The sequence below is a fragment of the uncultured Porphyromonas sp. genome, from assembly GCF_915070105.1.
GTDB lineage: Bacteria > Bacteroidota > Bacteroidia > Bacteroidales > Porphyromonadaceae > Porphyromonas.
In genome coordinates this window covers 21,405-36,344 of the sequence record NZ_CAJZFJ010000015.1, presented here as the reverse complement: position 1 = coordinate 36,344, position 14,940 = coordinate 21,405, and the positions used below count along the sequence as shown (strand labels likewise).

The following is a 14,940-nucleotide window of genomic DNA, read 5'->3' as shown; positions in this document are numbered from 1 at the left end:
AGCATCTCGGCTACCTCATCGAATACCTTCGCTATCAGTCTAAGGGCTTTAAGAAGGACGAACCCAACGAGCGCACGGGCTTCTACCGTAACGATGTCGTGGGGAAGCTCCGCCTACACACGGACGAGGAGGCCACGATCCGCCAAGCCCTAGAGCTGAAGCTGGGCTTCGCCAACGAGTACTCCGACGAGAGCTATGTGGGCCTGAGCGAACGAGACTTCGCCTCACGCCCCTACTATCGCTATCGGGGCGCCCAGATGGACCACATGAGTACACGACACATGCAGAGTGCCCTCACTCACCTGATCGACCTCGATGGAGGACTCAAGGTGACGACGAGCGCCTACTACAATTACTTCTGGCGCAACTGGTACAAGCTGAGTGACGTACGTGTCGGAGACCAAAAGGGTGAGAAGCGTAGCATCGAGGAGGTACTAGCTGACCCCGAGACCAACGCTCGCTACCTAGATATCCTCACGGGCGCCACCGACCGACTAGGCGAGGCACTGATGCTGAGGGCTAACCAGCGCTCCTACCATTCGCGTGGGATACAGACGAAGGTGGAGTACCGCCTACCCTTCCTCTCGAGCTACCTCCAGCTGGAGGCAGGTGCCCGCTATCATGCTGACCTAGAGGACCGCTTCCAGCACGACGATAGCTATTCGATTGAGGGTGGGAAGATGAGCCTATTCCGAGCAGGGCTCCCCGGCTCACAGAGCAACCGTATCACGACAGCCCATGCCTTCGCTTCCTATCTCCTTGGGAAGTGGACACGGGCAGGATGGACGATCACCGCTGGGTTTCGTCTGGAGGATGTAGAGCTGTATAAGCGAGACTACACGACCCAAGACCCCAGACGTACTGGCCACCTACGCATCGAGGGAAGTAACCACGCTACCGCACTACTGCCTAGCCTAGGGATCAATTATAGGATCCTTCGCCCGCTCTCGATATTTGCCGGTGTTCATCAGGGCTTTGCTCCCCCAAGCGTGATGACCTACTACAAGCAGAAGCCCGAGAAAAGTATCAACCTAGAGGCTGGTCTACGTCTCACTACAGAGGATCTGAAGGTAGAGGCAATCGGCTACTACAACGACTACTCCAACATGCTCGGCAGTGACCTCGCTGCCGCAGGTGGACAAGGGACACTAGACCAGTTCACGGTAGGAGCAGCACGTGTCCAGGGGTTTGAGTTCTTAGCCTCTTGGCAACCCCTGCCTAAGAGCTGGGAGGTACGCCTACCAGTGCAGGTCAGCTATACCCTAACAGATACACAGATGAAGAACGAATTCTATTCCTCCGCTTGGGGGGAAGTCTTCGCAGGGGATGAACTACCCTATATCTTCCGACATGCAGTGAATGCCCAGCTGGGGCTAGAGTATAAGTGGCTAGAGGCTAACCTCAGTATCCGCTACAACTCAGACATGCGTACTACCCCAGGGCAGGGACGTATCGCCAAGGCACATCTTATCCCTAGCCATACCATCCTAGACGCATCACTCAAGGCGCGCATCAACCGCTACCTCACCCTAAGCCTCAACGCTGTGAACCTAGCGAACAAGGTATATCTCGTCTCCCGTCATCCCTCAGGCCTCAGACCTGGTCACCCCTTCGGCATCTATGGCGGAGTACGTATTAACCTCTAACGCCTCCTAGCAAGACATGAAGCAATCACTCAGACATATCATACGCCTCTGCCTCCTGATCCTCCTTGCCCTTCCCCTCAGTGCGCTGGCACAGCAAGCGAGCCGGATCACAGGTATCGTACGTAGCAACCGTGGCGAAGCCTTAGTCGGTGTCACCGTACGACTCGTGGGGACAACGCAGGGGACGCTCACGGACAGCGAAGGGAAGTTTGGTATCACAGCCCGTATGGGAGATATCCTGCTATTCACCAGTGTGGGCATGCAGGCAAGGAAGGTGAAGATCACTAGCGAACGTCTCACCATTACCCTCGAGGAGGACAACAAGCTCATGGAGGAGGTCGTGGTGACGGGCTATCAGAAGATCCGTAACCGAGTCTATACAGGTGCCGCCTCATCTGTGAAGATGAAGGACATACACCTAGAGGGGACACAGGACATATCTCGTATGCTAGAGGGACGTGTACCTGGCCTGTCAATCCAGAGCATTTCTGGTACATTCGGTGCTGCACCTCGTATCAATATCCGAGGTGGGGCATCCATACTAGGTAATGTACAACCTCTGTGGGTAATCGATGGAGCGGTCTATGAGGACCTCGTACACCTTAGCCTTGATCAGCTAGCATCGGGAGACGCAGCGACGCTCATCAGTTCTGCCGTCTCAGGGCTCAATGCCTCCGACATACAGGACATACAGGTACTGAAGGATGCTTCTGCGACCTCTATATACGGAGCACGAGCACTTAACGGGGTGATCGTCGTGACGACTAAGTCGGGACGTAGGGATACACCTCTGAGGGTAAGTTATGCCACGGAGAATACCATGCGCCTCCGACCTAGCTATAGCCAGTATGACCTATTGAACTCACAAGAGACGATGGGGATCTACGAGGAGATGAGGCAGAAGGGCTACTTCAGCCTCGCCAGCAGTCTCTATGGACGTCGTGGTGGGGTATACCATCTACTCAATAGAGCTCTCTCCGAATACGATCCCGAGACGGGTACTTATAAGCTAGAGAACACACCAGAGGCACGTAGAGCCTTCCTAGAGCAGCACGAGCGAGCCAATACCGATTGGTTCAGAGAGCTCTTCCGCCTGACACCTACGACGAGCCACACCGTGAGCTTCAGTGCAGGTGGGCGGAGTAGTGCCACCTATGCTTCGCTGGGCTTCTTCTATGACGGAGGCTGGACAGTGGCGGATCGGGTGCAGCGCATCACCGCCAACCTCAAGAATACATTCTATCTCGGGGATCGCCTGCAGGTCACACTATCTGCTCAGGGGAACATCCGTTCACAGAGTGCGCCAGGTACCCTACCACAACGAAAGAATACTACGCTGGGGCTCTTCGAGAGAGACTTCGATATCAACCCCTTTAGCTATGCTCTGGGTACGAGCCGTACGCTCCTACCTTCGGAGCGATACCGCAACAACTGGGCACCCTTCAACATCCATCAGGAGTACCGCTCCAACCACATGGACATCGGGGTACTCGACTTCAAGGCTCAAGCCGAAGCCAGCTACAAGGTACGCCCATATCTCGAGGCACGTGCCCTCGTCTCCACCCGACAGGCTTACACCTCTATGACCCACGAGATCACGGAGCAGTCTAACCAAGTCCTTGCCTACAGAGCTATGGAGACTCCCGAGGTAGCCGCGGCCAACATCTACCTGCTACGTGACCCCGAGCATCCCGAGCGACGCCCCGAGGTTGCCCTGCCTCATGGGGGGATACTTAAGAAGGATGAGACGAGTCTGAAGAGCTATCTAATGCGTCTGGCTCTTGACTACGACCGCCATATAGGGATGCACGACCTCAAGGTCTTTGGCTTCACGGAGATCCGCTATGCCGATCGCTCGCATACTCCCTTCACGGGCTACGGTGTGCAGTACGATCGTGGTGGGCAAATCAATACTGACCCTCGCATATTTAGTAAGCTCCTTCGTGAGGGGGAAGATTACTTCGCTTACTCCAGACGTTACGATCGGGGAGTGACGTTCTCTGCGAGCACCACCTACGGCTACGACGGGCGATATATCCTCAATGCCCTGATTAACATGGAAGGGTCAAATGCCTCGGGTCGCAACGCTCGTACCCAATGGCTCCCAACGTGGAATATCGGGGGGAAGTGGAACATCGACCGAGAAGCCTTCTTCCATCCCTCTTCCCTACTCTCCCGTCTAGCTCTGCGCATGAGCTATGGACTCACTGCTAAGATGAACGAGGAAGCCGTCAATGCCAACTCGGTCTACCAAGGCACGACCACCACGCCTCGTCGCTATCAGGATCGAGAGAATGCTCTGCGCATTCGCCACCTAGAGAACCGTGACCTCACTTGGGAAAAGATGTACGAGCTGAACCTAGGGCTCGAGACAGCTTGGGCTCAAGACCGTGTGCGGGCTACAGTGGATCTGTACCAGCGTAATGCCTTTGACCTCATCGACCTAGTCCGCACATCCGGTATCGGGGGACAGTACTACAAGTATGCCAACTTCGGGGATATGCGTACTCAGGGGATCGAGCTATCGCTGAGCACGACGAACATAGAGACGAAGGAGCTCTCGTGGAGCAGCAGCCTTACCCTTAGCCTCATGAACCAAAAGATCACTAGACTACGTAATACCCCCAATGCTCTAGACATGGTCGCAGGACGTGGCAGAGGCAATCTCGTAGGCTACCCGAAGAGTTCGCTCTTCTCTTACAACTTCCAGGGGCTGAACAGTCACGGGCTTCCCACCTTTGACTTTGGACTCTACCCCACCAATCGTACGCAGGATGCCAACGTGTACAGTGCGGACTTCAGTGACACGCAGTACACTCGGAGCTACCTCACCTATCACGGGCCTATCGAGCCACAGATCATCGGCGGACTATCGAATACGCTACGCTACAGACAGTGGGATCTCTCCCTCTTCATCACGGCGCAGGCAGGCAATAAGATCCGACTCAACCCCACCTTCGACCCCACCTTCGCTGACCTCAATGTCTTCTCTGGGGAATACCGCGATCGTTGGATGAACCCTGGGGACGAACAGCGCACCGATGTACCTACGATCCCATCGCAGGATCTGATCAATGCTGTCGGTAGGGAGAATATCGAGCGTGCCTATAGCACCTACAACTACTCCCAGCTACGAGTCGCCGATGGGAGCTTCGTACGTCTGAAGCATGTCTCGCTGGGGTATCGGGTCTCCGAGGCCTTCGCTAAGAAGCTTCGCCTACACTCGGCTAAGCTACAGCTTAGTCTGACGAACCCCTTCCTCCTCTACTCCGACAAGCGTCTACGTGGACAGGACCCTGAGTATTATCGTGCAGGTGGGGTATCCCTCCCTACTCCTAGACAGTACACACTCTCGCTACAGATAGGATTCTAAGACAGCGGTATAGACCCTGCCTCAGGTACTCAGCTGGACTATCGGGGGAACCTCCTCACAGGTAGCCTCAGTACCTATCGAGAGGTTACGAGCTAACCTCGACAAGGGTTTACCCACTACCTCAAAGTACGTATAGACAACGATGATAAAGCGATCACTACTACTCGTCTCCTTAGCCTTCCTGCTCGGTGGCTGTCAGGGATACCTAGATAAGAACCCCGATGCTGCTCTGGACATCAGCATAGACACCGAGGAGAAGCTCCAGGAGCTCCTCACGGGAGCCTATCCCACGGCCAGCTACATCCCCTTCCTAGAGCCCCGTACAGACAATGTGGAGGAGCGCGTCAATGGTATTCAGTCTCGCCTAGGGGAGTCCATGTACCTCTGGGAGGATTACGACCAAGAGGATCTGGATACACCGCTCAGCTACTGGCGGGAGTGCTACCGAGGGATTGCCCAGGCTAACAAAGCTCTGGAGCTCCTCTCGACCTTCCCCAAGAATGAGCGCACACGTGCCCTCTATGGCGAGGCTTTCCTCCTAAGGGCTTACCTGCATTTTATGCTCGTGAATATATGGGCAGAGCCCTACGGACGCTCCACTTACAGCCCCGGCATACCCTATCTAACTAAGCCCGAGAAGCACGCCTTCGTGGACTACAAGCGTGGGACAGTCGAGGAAGTGTATGCCCAGATCGAGCAAGACCTCAAGCGGGGTATCTCCCTCGTCTCTGACCGCTACTATCAGCAGCCGAAGTACCACTTCTCCAAGCGAGCTGCCTATGCCTTCGCCTCACGCTTCTACCTCATGAAGGGGGACTGGAAGCAGTGTATCGCCTATGCCGACTACGTGCTAGGCAATGCCCCAGGAGCCACGCTACGTCCGTGGATCAGCTATCAGGAGCAGCTGGAGGGTCGCAGGGAGCGACTGCACGAGATCTACTGCGCTCCCCAGACGGCGGCTAACCTGATGCTTGCCTCTACGGAGTCCCGTCTCTCCCGCTCGATCGCCACCGATCGCTACGGGGCAACAGTGGGGATCGTGGACAAGATCTTCAAGCGAAAGACCATCAAGGATGACGACCAATCGGGAGATGCTACCCTTATCTACCCCTTCGTCTTTGCCCCCGAGCCCTATCGCACGACTCGCTATCTAGCTAAGTTCGACGAGCGAGCCACCCAACAAGAGACTTCCGAAGTGCACCCCCGAGGGCTAGCAGTGACCAATGTCCTCTTCACTACGGACGAAGTCCTACTCAATCGTATGGAAGCCTACACCATGCTCGGCGAGTATGATCGTGCCATCCTAGACCTCAAGACCTATACACTTAGCAAGCTCGGCTATGAGCCAGCTGTCCCGAATGATAGCTACACGCAGGGCTCTACCTCCGACTATGCACTCTATGCACCCTTCTATGGGCTTACGGTACGTCAGCTACCGATGATACGTACCATCCTGCATCTACGTCAGATGGAATTCTTCGAGGAGGGACTACGTTGGTTTGACCTGAGGCGGTTCAACATCGAGGTCACACGTAGCTCCAAGAGCAGCTTCTACCGTCCCCTCAAGAAGGATGACCCTCGCCAGTGTCTCCAGCTCCCCACCGAAGCGATTACCTCAGGGCTAGAGCCCAATCCAAGGGAGGGCAACAACCATCGTATCCGTCACTAAGCATCCCCCCAACGATGATGAAACAATCCATATACCTCACCCTCACCCTTGCCCTTAGCTTGACCCTAGCCTCTTGCTCGGGAGATAAGCTCAGCAAAGAGAGCGTCCTGCCCCCAGTGAGCGAGCAGAGGAGCGAGCTAGATCGCTGGTGTCAGGAGCATATTACTCGCCCCTACCAGGCCGAAGTGATCTATAGATGGGATCGCAACCATGCGGAGCGATCTACCCACACCTATCCCCCACGCCTGGAGCAGGTACGCCCCGTACTCGAGGCTCTGGAAGCGACAGTGCTCAGCCTCTACCGAGACAAGAAGTTCTTCACCAGCAGTGACTTCATCCCTGCCCACCCTCTACTACGCATTTACCTCTACGGTGGCGCAAACAGAGACGGACAAGGCGTAGATCTGCTCTTCAACCGCAAGGCTCCCTCCATCGAACTATACATCTATAATGTAGATACCTTCTCCCCCACTAGTCAGGTGGAGGTGTACCGTCTCATCCGTAGTGCCCAGCACCAGATCGGCCGACACCTGATGACCATACACCCCTACGACCATGACCGCTTCCTATCGTTGGGGCCAGACCGCTACAGCTCGACCACTGAGCCCTTTGCCGATGCCTATCGTAGCTATGAGAAGTCAGGGAGACTTAGAGAAGGTCTTGGTCTGAACCGCTACGCCTACAGCAGGGGCTTTTACTCCATCCTCGGGATGCTGGGTGCACGCGAAGATCTAGCAGAGATGTACAGCGTCACACTCACCGAGACCCCCGCAGCCATTACTCAGGCAGAGCAGGATGCTGCTGTCCCTGATGATGCAAACGGTGATGAGGATGCCAAGCGTCGCTATGCTGAGGAAGCAAAGGTGGCTCATGAAACCTTCGTACAGAAGCGAGCCTTCCTCTCCAAGTATATCGAGGATGCTTGGCGCATACCACTCCAACGCCTCCAGCTCCAGAGCCTGGAGCTCATGAACCAGTATCTCGACAAGCATCATGCGACACAGCCTTAGCCTCACCTTCGCTCTAGGGGTAAGTATCCTCCTAGGCGCATGCTCGAGGGACAATAAGATATTCCCCACCACACCTACCGAGCGAAGCCTTGCACGACAAGACTCGCTCAGGGAGGTATTGATCTCTGCTCCCCAGGGATGGGAAGCCCTTTATTTCCCTAAGACGGATTCCCTGCTCTTTACCAACCCGAAGGAGGAGATCGACCAGCATAAGTTCCCCAACCAACTCGGCTACGGAGGCTTCTACTATCAGATGACCTTTCACCGGGATGGTACACTTGACCTGCAAGGGGACTACACCGATGGTTCTGCAAAGACCGTCCAAAAGTCTACCTACGAACTTGGTCAGGCTGCCTATACTCGCCTAAGCTTCACTACTGGTAGCTACCTCACCCAGCTGATTGGGGAGCGATACGAGGGGGAGCTGGACTTCCTCTTCCGAGGCACCGATGCCGACGGACAGCTGGTCTTCGAGAGTCCTCGTACGACGGAGCCCGCCCGCTCCTACTTCGTCCTGCGTAGAGTCGCCAAGGACGCAGACCGCTCAGCTCGCCTCAGCCGTGCCGAGGGACATCGTCGAACCTTTGAGAAAATGCGCAACCCTCAGATACGGATCTATCAGGGAGGTCGTACGCTCTTCCTAAGCAACTATATAATGAAGTATAGCACAAGGAATGAGCTCACCTCCTACGGACGTAACCTCGTCTCCCAGCGCTATGCCCTATTTACGGCTGTTAGTCGTAAGGCCTTGATCCCCGATGGACCTCCCCAAGGGATCGTGGGGCTAGGATCGGGCTATGTGGGTACCCCCGAGGGGCTCACCTTCCTCACAGGTATCCGCTATAACTCAAAGTACGTCTTCTCGGACTTTGAGCGCAGGGGAGACCGCTTCTTTGCCGAACTTGTCGAGGTCTACGATGCTCCCTATCGCACGAGACGTCTGGTGAGCCGCCACCTGCACCCCGAGGGACAAGAGACCGGTATCATAGCCGAGCTATACGATGATCCCAATGCCACTCATGACTACTACTAATATGGTCACCACGATGAATAGACTTCTAAAGAGCCTCGTATGGCTCACAGCACTCGCCCTCGTAGGGTGCAAGCACTCCCCGATAGACTATCCCGTGGAGGACTATGACAAGCTCTTCCCATTCCGTGGAGTAGAGCGTCCAGACGGTCGCTATGAAGATATGACGATCCTCTCGGGTAACCCCGAAATGACACCCCGTACCTTCGTCTATCCAGGTGTGACGCTTCCTGGCACACCCCGCACCTACAGAGTCACCTTGACTTACTCCTTCAGCGAACCTGCGGATCTCCATCAAGGTGGCCTGCGCAAGCAGAGCGAAGTACGCTCACGCTGTGTCGTACGCTATGTCGGGGCAGACAAGCTACTGCATGAGCTGGGTACGGAGAAGACCCTTCAGGGTCCTAGCTTGATTCCCAATGACGGGAAGGAGCATACCCAGACACTGACGCTTAGCTCAGGTCAGCCCCTTTTCCTCCTCGTCAATGGCACAGCGGCCCGTGGCTCCACGATTCACGTTTCCCTACAAGCTGTCTCCACCGATGGCATCTTCGCCACACCGGTACTAGAGACACGTCAGACACAGAACTACGATGAGGGTGAGGCACGCTTGCCCGCTCCCTTCTGCAAGTACATTATACTCCCTTAGTGCAAATGAAGCCTTCTACCTCAATCCGCTCTTGGGCACTCCTCTTGGCACTCACTGCTATCACTCCTGCCTGCTCACGCTGGGAAGGTGAGGTGGTCGAGAGCCAATACCAGGCTCCACTCGTCCCCGATCCCACCTACACGTTTCAGCGTCAGGGGACGAGCAGTGTAGACCTACTCCTACCTCAGCAGGCAGCTTCTGCCTCTGAGACGCTTTACTCACGATTCCTTCGCACGGCCTATATCCTCAATGGTGCACGTTGGCAGGAACTCAAGCAACTCTTTGCCCAAGGGGGTAACAATGAGATTGCCCTAGAGCCTCTCATAGCTTCCTCCGCTCGGCAGAGTAAGTATCACTCAGCAATTCAGTCGGACTTCGCTCAGATCCTAGATGATGTACGCAGGGCTGCTGGCTACGACGGAGACACGTATGCTACAGAGCGGTATAACCGCAGAGCCAGCAAAGGACAAACTGGATTTATCGGCTACAACCAAGGGGACAACGATCGCTTCTTCGTCACTACCGATGGCTTCGCTCCCTCGGAGCTGTACCGAGGGATGACCTTAGGTGCAGTGTACCTAGACAAGGCTCTTGGGGAATACCTTGACGAGAAGTTCCTCACCGATAAGACGCTTATCCAGGCACACGAAGCCCCACAGCTTGTCCCAGGGCATAGCTATACGGCACTGGAGCATACGTGGGATCTTGCCTATGGCTACTACCTACAAGCGCAGAAGCTCCTCCAGTCCAACAGCCTCACGGGACTAAGGGGATCGGAGACGAAGCTCTTCAATGCCTTTGCTCTAGGTCGCCTTGCTATCACCGAGTACCGTTACGAGGAGGCTCTATCGCACCTACGTAGTATCCGTACGCTACTAGCGCAGGCTGTCGCAGCTCGAGCGCTGGAGGAACTCGTCGGAAAGAATACCCTAGCCAACCTCAACGAACGCCCCGAGGATGCCTTCCGCTTCGTCTCACGGGGTGTCGGCTATCTCTACGCTCTGCAGTTCACACGTCGCCCCAGTGGTGAGCCCTACCTTTCCCATGAGGAGGTCAAGAGTCTCATCGCTTCCCTCAAGGCGGGAGAAGGGCTGTGGGATAACTCGCTTAGGGAGCGCCTAGACAAGGTCGCCCGTAGTCTCTCCTCGACCTTTGCCCTCAGTCTCCCTACAAGGCTCTAAGCCCTCCCCTCTCCTAGATATCCTAAGAAGATCCTATAACAAGACAATGATACAGAACAGATTCAGACACGCCGCCCTAGCTCTAGCACTCCTCCTAGGTAGTGCGAGCCTATGGGGGCAAGCGAGCCGAAATAGGCCTGCGACTCGTCCCGAGACAGTAGGGGCAAGTATCCTCCTCAATGGAGGTCTCGAAGATCCCGCTGCCACTGCCCTTCCCCCCAAGCCTACCCGTCCAAGTGACTACCCCGAGGAATGCATCCCGAGGACGCCTGACGACGTCTTCTACGAGGACGAAGACGCGAAGGAGGGAGGGATCTATGAGAAGATCCTTGACTATGGTGACCAGCATGGCATCGAATACTCAGACGAGCAAATCGGGAGGTTCAAAGCCTTTGTTGATGCCTACGTTGCCTACCTAAAGGCGCTACAGGCATTTGAGAAAGCTCGTCCTACGGGCTGGTGGCTCTATCCCTCACAGAGTACCACATCCAGCAACCAGTTTGCCCGCACCTTCAGTGGTGCACATAGCGGGAAGGCTGCGATGAGGATCTCGGGCTACTTCAGTGTCGATCATCAGATATACACCTATCCCGATCCCCTACTTGTCCGACAGAAGGCTAAGTACCTCGTCTCCTACTGGTACCGAGGCAACTTCCCCAAGGGCAGCGACGGAGCTAATCGCACGGCCGCCAAACTAGCTGTCGTCAAGATCAAGTGGATCCCCAAGGCGGGTAAGGCCCTCAAGCTCGAGGGCGCAGAGCTAGCTCCCGCTGGCACCCCTTGGGTAGATGCTCGGGAGGCTGGGAATAAGTATGCCAAGGATGGATTCTTCAACCAGCTCATCGGCATGGACCTTAGAGGTAGTGAGATGAATACTTGGAGAGAGAAGTACATGATCGTCGAAGCCCCAGAGAACGCTGAGAAGATGACCTTCGAGCTGGTATTCCCACACAATGAGAGCGACATCGCCAACTACCTCCTAGAGTTTGACGACATCACCATGACCCTAGTCAAGGGGGCAGAAGGCGAGGATCAGCCCTCCAAGCCCAAGCCCAACGTCCCCGCCACTCCCACTCGCCTTCCTCAGCCTTATCTCCAGCGGGAGTGTAGCCTCTCTTGGCCCGCCAGCGAGCTAAAGAACGCAACCTATGAACTAGAGCTCGTACAAAAGAAGGGGAAGAACGTCCTCAGCACGAAGACGCTCTCTACCGACAAGACCACCTACCTCCTCGAGGGACTAGAGCCTGGATACACCTATACGGTACGCCTAAGAGCTCTAGCCGATGGTGTGTACTCCGAGTACTCTGCCCCCCTCACCCTCGAGACGCAGGCTCTAGGGGAGTTCCCAGGTGGGCAGATTCCCTTCCTCTACTGGATTGGTGAGGATGGCTCGTGTCCTCTACGCCTACCACTCCACTATATGGAGCTAAGTAACCCTCAGGCCAAGTGCCTCTATTACATCGATGACGTCCTCACCGAACCCGAAGGACGCATCCTCGTCTTCCCCTCCACGGGCGAACATACGCTCCGTGTACAGATCGTAGAGGCTCCCGACCGCACTTGGGAGCTAGAGTACCTCGTCACCGTCAAGTAAAGTCCTGAGATGAAAAAGATTATAACCCTACTTAGCCTGCTCCTCTTCTTTGCCTCTTGTCACAAGGAGAGTGACCGCCCCGTCACCCCACTACGTCTCGGCGAGGAGGATGCCAAGGAGCTACAGGTTACCCAGTCTGAGACACGGATGATCCTCCTCAAGGGTGGCGATGGGAAGTACTCCGCCACCATCGAGGATGCTCGTATCGCCTCCTCCAGCATTAGCCGGGATACCCTTCGGGTCTCTGGGATACTCTATGGCGAGACTTCGCTCACCATCCGCTCCCACGATGAAGTACGTCGTGTGCGGGTGAAGGTCGTCCCCCCACCCTTCGCTTCCAACGAAGACGTCGTGACCCTACACCCTGGAGATAATGTGCAGACCCTCAGCCTCTCTGGTGGAGGTGCACGTGCCACCCTCAAGATTGAAGACCCAGAGAAGGCGGCAGACATCCAATGGGAAGCCTCCTCGGGTCTCGTCAAGATCAAGGCCAAGTATGAAGGGGACATCAAGCTCATCGCCACCAGCGAAGACCGCAAGACCACTAAGGAAATCCTCGTCAAAGTACGCTGTGTCGGTACGGCTGACCGCCTAGGGGTCTACATGACCAATTCCCGTCAGCTCAGCCAGCTCTTTCCCTGTCGAATTGTAGCACGGCGTGAGGGGCAGTATGTCCGCTTTAGCGAGAGCACCATACCTGTCCTGCGTACGAAAAGTGGCTTGACGCCTGGGGCTCGCATCAACAGAGCCCTCACGCTCTCCCCCGAGATCGTCAGCCCCGTAGTCGGCGAAGCTCGCAAGGTGCAGATCTCTTGGCTTGACGCCGAAGCCCTCTACCAGGGACACCCACTCAAGCGTGAAGGTGAGTACACAGTCTACGTCGAGGAAGTAAGGGATCGCCAAGTCGTGCTCCGAGGGCAAGGCTTCAAGATCGTCTCGCCTTACCGCAAGGGCTAGCCCTCACTACCCTTCCTCCACACGCATCTTTCCCTCTCCATCGGCTCCTGCTCCAGCGTCCATGACGCTCGGGCAGGAGCTTTCCTTTTCTAGTCCCGCATCCACTACCACGCTAGAGGGAGAAAGGGAACTTCGCCCTCGCCCCTTCCCTTCCCGAAGTTGTCTCGTCTCTCGCCCAAAGTTGTCCCATTCTTATCCCCCACGGCTTCCTTACGCTCTATCCAAAGGCCTCCTTACACGCTCACCAAAGGTCGCCTTACCCCTTCTCTGCTGTCTCCTTGCTCCCTACCGAAAAGATTACTAGCCTCCTGCCTGTATGGCTCTTTCGCTCCCCTTCGGCGACAAGTCTAGCTCATCCCCAAAGGCTCTTGGGCTATCCTTTGGGAGCTGACTCTAAATTGCCCGAATAAGGTTGCCCCACAACCCCTGACGAAGTAGCCCCGTAACCTCACACAAGGTATGCCCGTAACCTGAAGAGAGGTAGTGAGGCTACCTCTTAGGAGACCTTGAGGACTCGTATCTAGGAGCTTCCCTCTGTCCTTTGCCCACCGAGAGGAGACGAAGGTGTAGAGGAAAAGGAGGCTCCGAAGGAGAGGGTGCAGGGAGAGGAAGGAGGCATAGTTTGATTATCTTTGTACCTTTAATTGGGACAAACTATATATACTGAGCTTTGGCAACAACGAGATCGGGGTATCCCTCCCCCGCATATATACTAGAGGAAAAGCGTCTGCGGGACAACCTAGCACTCATTCGCAATGTAGCGGAGCGGGCTGGGGTAGAGATTATTCTTGCCTTCAAGGCGTATGCCCTGTGGCGTACCTTCCCGATCATCCGAGAGTATGTACCCACGAGTACTGCCAGCTCAATATGGGAAGCACAGCTAGCCTATGAGGAGATGGGGGCACGAGCCCACACCTTCTCCCCCGCCTACACGGAGGAGGAGTTCCCTGCACTGCTGCGCTACAGCTCCCACATCACCTTCAACTCCCTCTCGCAGATCGAACGTATGCGTCCCTTGATGCCTCGCGATGGGAGTACGTCCTTCGGGCTACGGATTAACCCCGAATACTCAGCCGTAGAGACGGATCTATATAACCCCTGTGCCCCCGGCTCACGCTTTGGAGTCCCCGCTAGTGAGCTGACCACACTACCCGAGGGGATCGAGGGGCTGCACTTCCACTCCCTCTGTGAGGGGTCAGCCGAAGACCTAGAGCAGACACTCGGGATCATCGAGCGCAACTTTGCCCACATCCTCCCTCAGATCAAGTGGCTCAACATGGGTGGGGGACACCTGATGACTCGTCAGGGCTATGACGTAGAGCATCTGATCGCTGTCCTGCGTGCCTTCAGAGAGCGTCACCCGCATCTGCACCTGATACTAGAGCCAGGAAGTGCCTTCGCTTGGCAGGCAGGCTTCCTCACCAGTAGCATCGTAGACATCGTGGAGCATCACGGGATACGTACGGCTATCGTAGACGTATCCTTCACCTGCCACATGCCCGACTGCCTGGAGATGCCTTACCAGCCTGCTATCCGAGGGGCTAGGAGCACAAGTGAGCACCGCCCCGAGGCATACAGCTACCGCATCGGCGGGTGTAGCTGTCTGAGTGGTGACTTCGTAGGCTACTGGGAGTTTGATGAGCCACTAGAGGTCGGGCAGGAGATCATCTTCGAGGATATGCTCCACTATACGACCGTCAAGACAACGATGTTCAATGGCATCACGCACCCCCGTATCGCCCTCCTGCGCACCGATGGTACCATCGAGACACTGCGCACGTATACCTACGAGGACTATCGGGAGCGCATGGACTAAAGTGAGACTATTAAC

Annotated in this window: 10 protein-coding genes; all 10 read left to right on the top strand. The window is 55.8% G+C overall.

Annotated elements, in window-relative coordinates; all coding sequences use genetic code 11:
* Positions 1 to 1,646, top strand: a 1,646-nt coding sequence (locus QZ554_RS02750; protein WP_297194183.1) for a TonB-dependent receptor, incomplete at its 5' end; no start/stop codon positions are given.
* Between the two features lie 16 nt (positions 1,647 to 1,662).
* Positions 1,663 to 5,019 carry a SusC/RagA family TonB-linked outer membrane protein gene (locus tag QZ554_RS02745; RefSeq protein WP_297194181.1) on the top strand — a complete coding sequence of 1,119 codons (3,357 nt, stop codon included), beginning with the start codon at positions 1,663 to 1,665 and terminating at the stop codon, positions 5,017 to 5,019.
* 142 nt (positions 5,020 to 5,161) lie between these two features.
* A complete protein-coding gene (locus tag QZ554_RS02740) occupies positions 5,162 to 6,688 on the top strand; it encodes a RagB/SusD family nutrient uptake outer membrane protein (protein ID WP_297194180.1) in 1,527 nt (508 codons plus the stop codon).
* 17 nt (positions 6,689 to 6,705) lie between these two features.
* Positions 6,706 to 7,698, top strand: a complete 993-nt coding sequence (locus QZ554_RS02735; RefSeq protein WP_297194178.1) for a putative zinc-binding metallopeptidase — start codon at positions 6,706 to 6,708, stop codon at positions 7,696 to 7,698.
* Positions 7,682 to 8,731: a DUF4302 domain-containing protein gene (locus QZ554_RS02730; protein ID WP_297194176.1), complete on the top strand. Its 1,050-nt coding sequence runs from the start codon at positions 7,682 to 7,684 to the stop codon at positions 8,729 to 8,731. Before QZ554_RS02735 ends, QZ554_RS02730 begins: the two co-directional genes overlap by 17 nt.
* A 13-nt stretch (positions 8,732 to 8,744) precedes the next feature.
* Positions 8,745 to 9,377 carry a hypothetical protein gene (locus QZ554_RS02725; RefSeq protein WP_297194174.1) on the top strand — a complete coding sequence of 211 codons (633 nt, stop codon included), beginning with the start codon at positions 8,745 to 8,747 and terminating at the stop codon, positions 9,375 to 9,377.
* A gap of 5 nt (positions 9,378 to 9,382) precedes the next feature.
* Positions 9,383 to 10,558 carry a DUF4856 domain-containing protein gene (locus QZ554_RS02720; RefSeq protein ID WP_297194172.1) on the top strand — a complete coding sequence of 392 codons (1,176 nt, stop codon included), beginning with the start codon at positions 9,383 to 9,385 and terminating at the stop codon, positions 10,556 to 10,558.
* A gap of 46 nt (positions 10,559 to 10,604) precedes the next feature.
* A complete protein-coding gene (locus QZ554_RS02715) occupies positions 10,605 to 12,152 on the top strand; it encodes a fibronectin type III domain-containing protein (protein WP_297194170.1) in 1,548 nt (515 codons plus the stop codon).
* A gap of 9 nt (positions 12,153 to 12,161) precedes the next feature.
* On the top strand, positions 12,162 to 13,109 hold the full coding sequence (locus QZ554_RS02710; RefSeq protein ID WP_297194168.1) for a hypothetical protein: 948 nt from the start codon (positions 12,162 to 12,164) through the stop codon (positions 13,107 to 13,109).
* 670 nt (positions 13,110 to 13,779) lie between these two features.
* On the top strand, positions 13,780 to 14,925 hold the full coding sequence (nspC, locus tag QZ554_RS02705; RefSeq protein ID WP_297194166.1) for a carboxynorspermidine decarboxylase: 1,146 nt from the start codon (positions 13,780 to 13,782) through the stop codon (positions 14,923 to 14,925).
* The last annotated feature ends 15 nt before the right edge of the window (positions 14,926 to 14,940 follow it).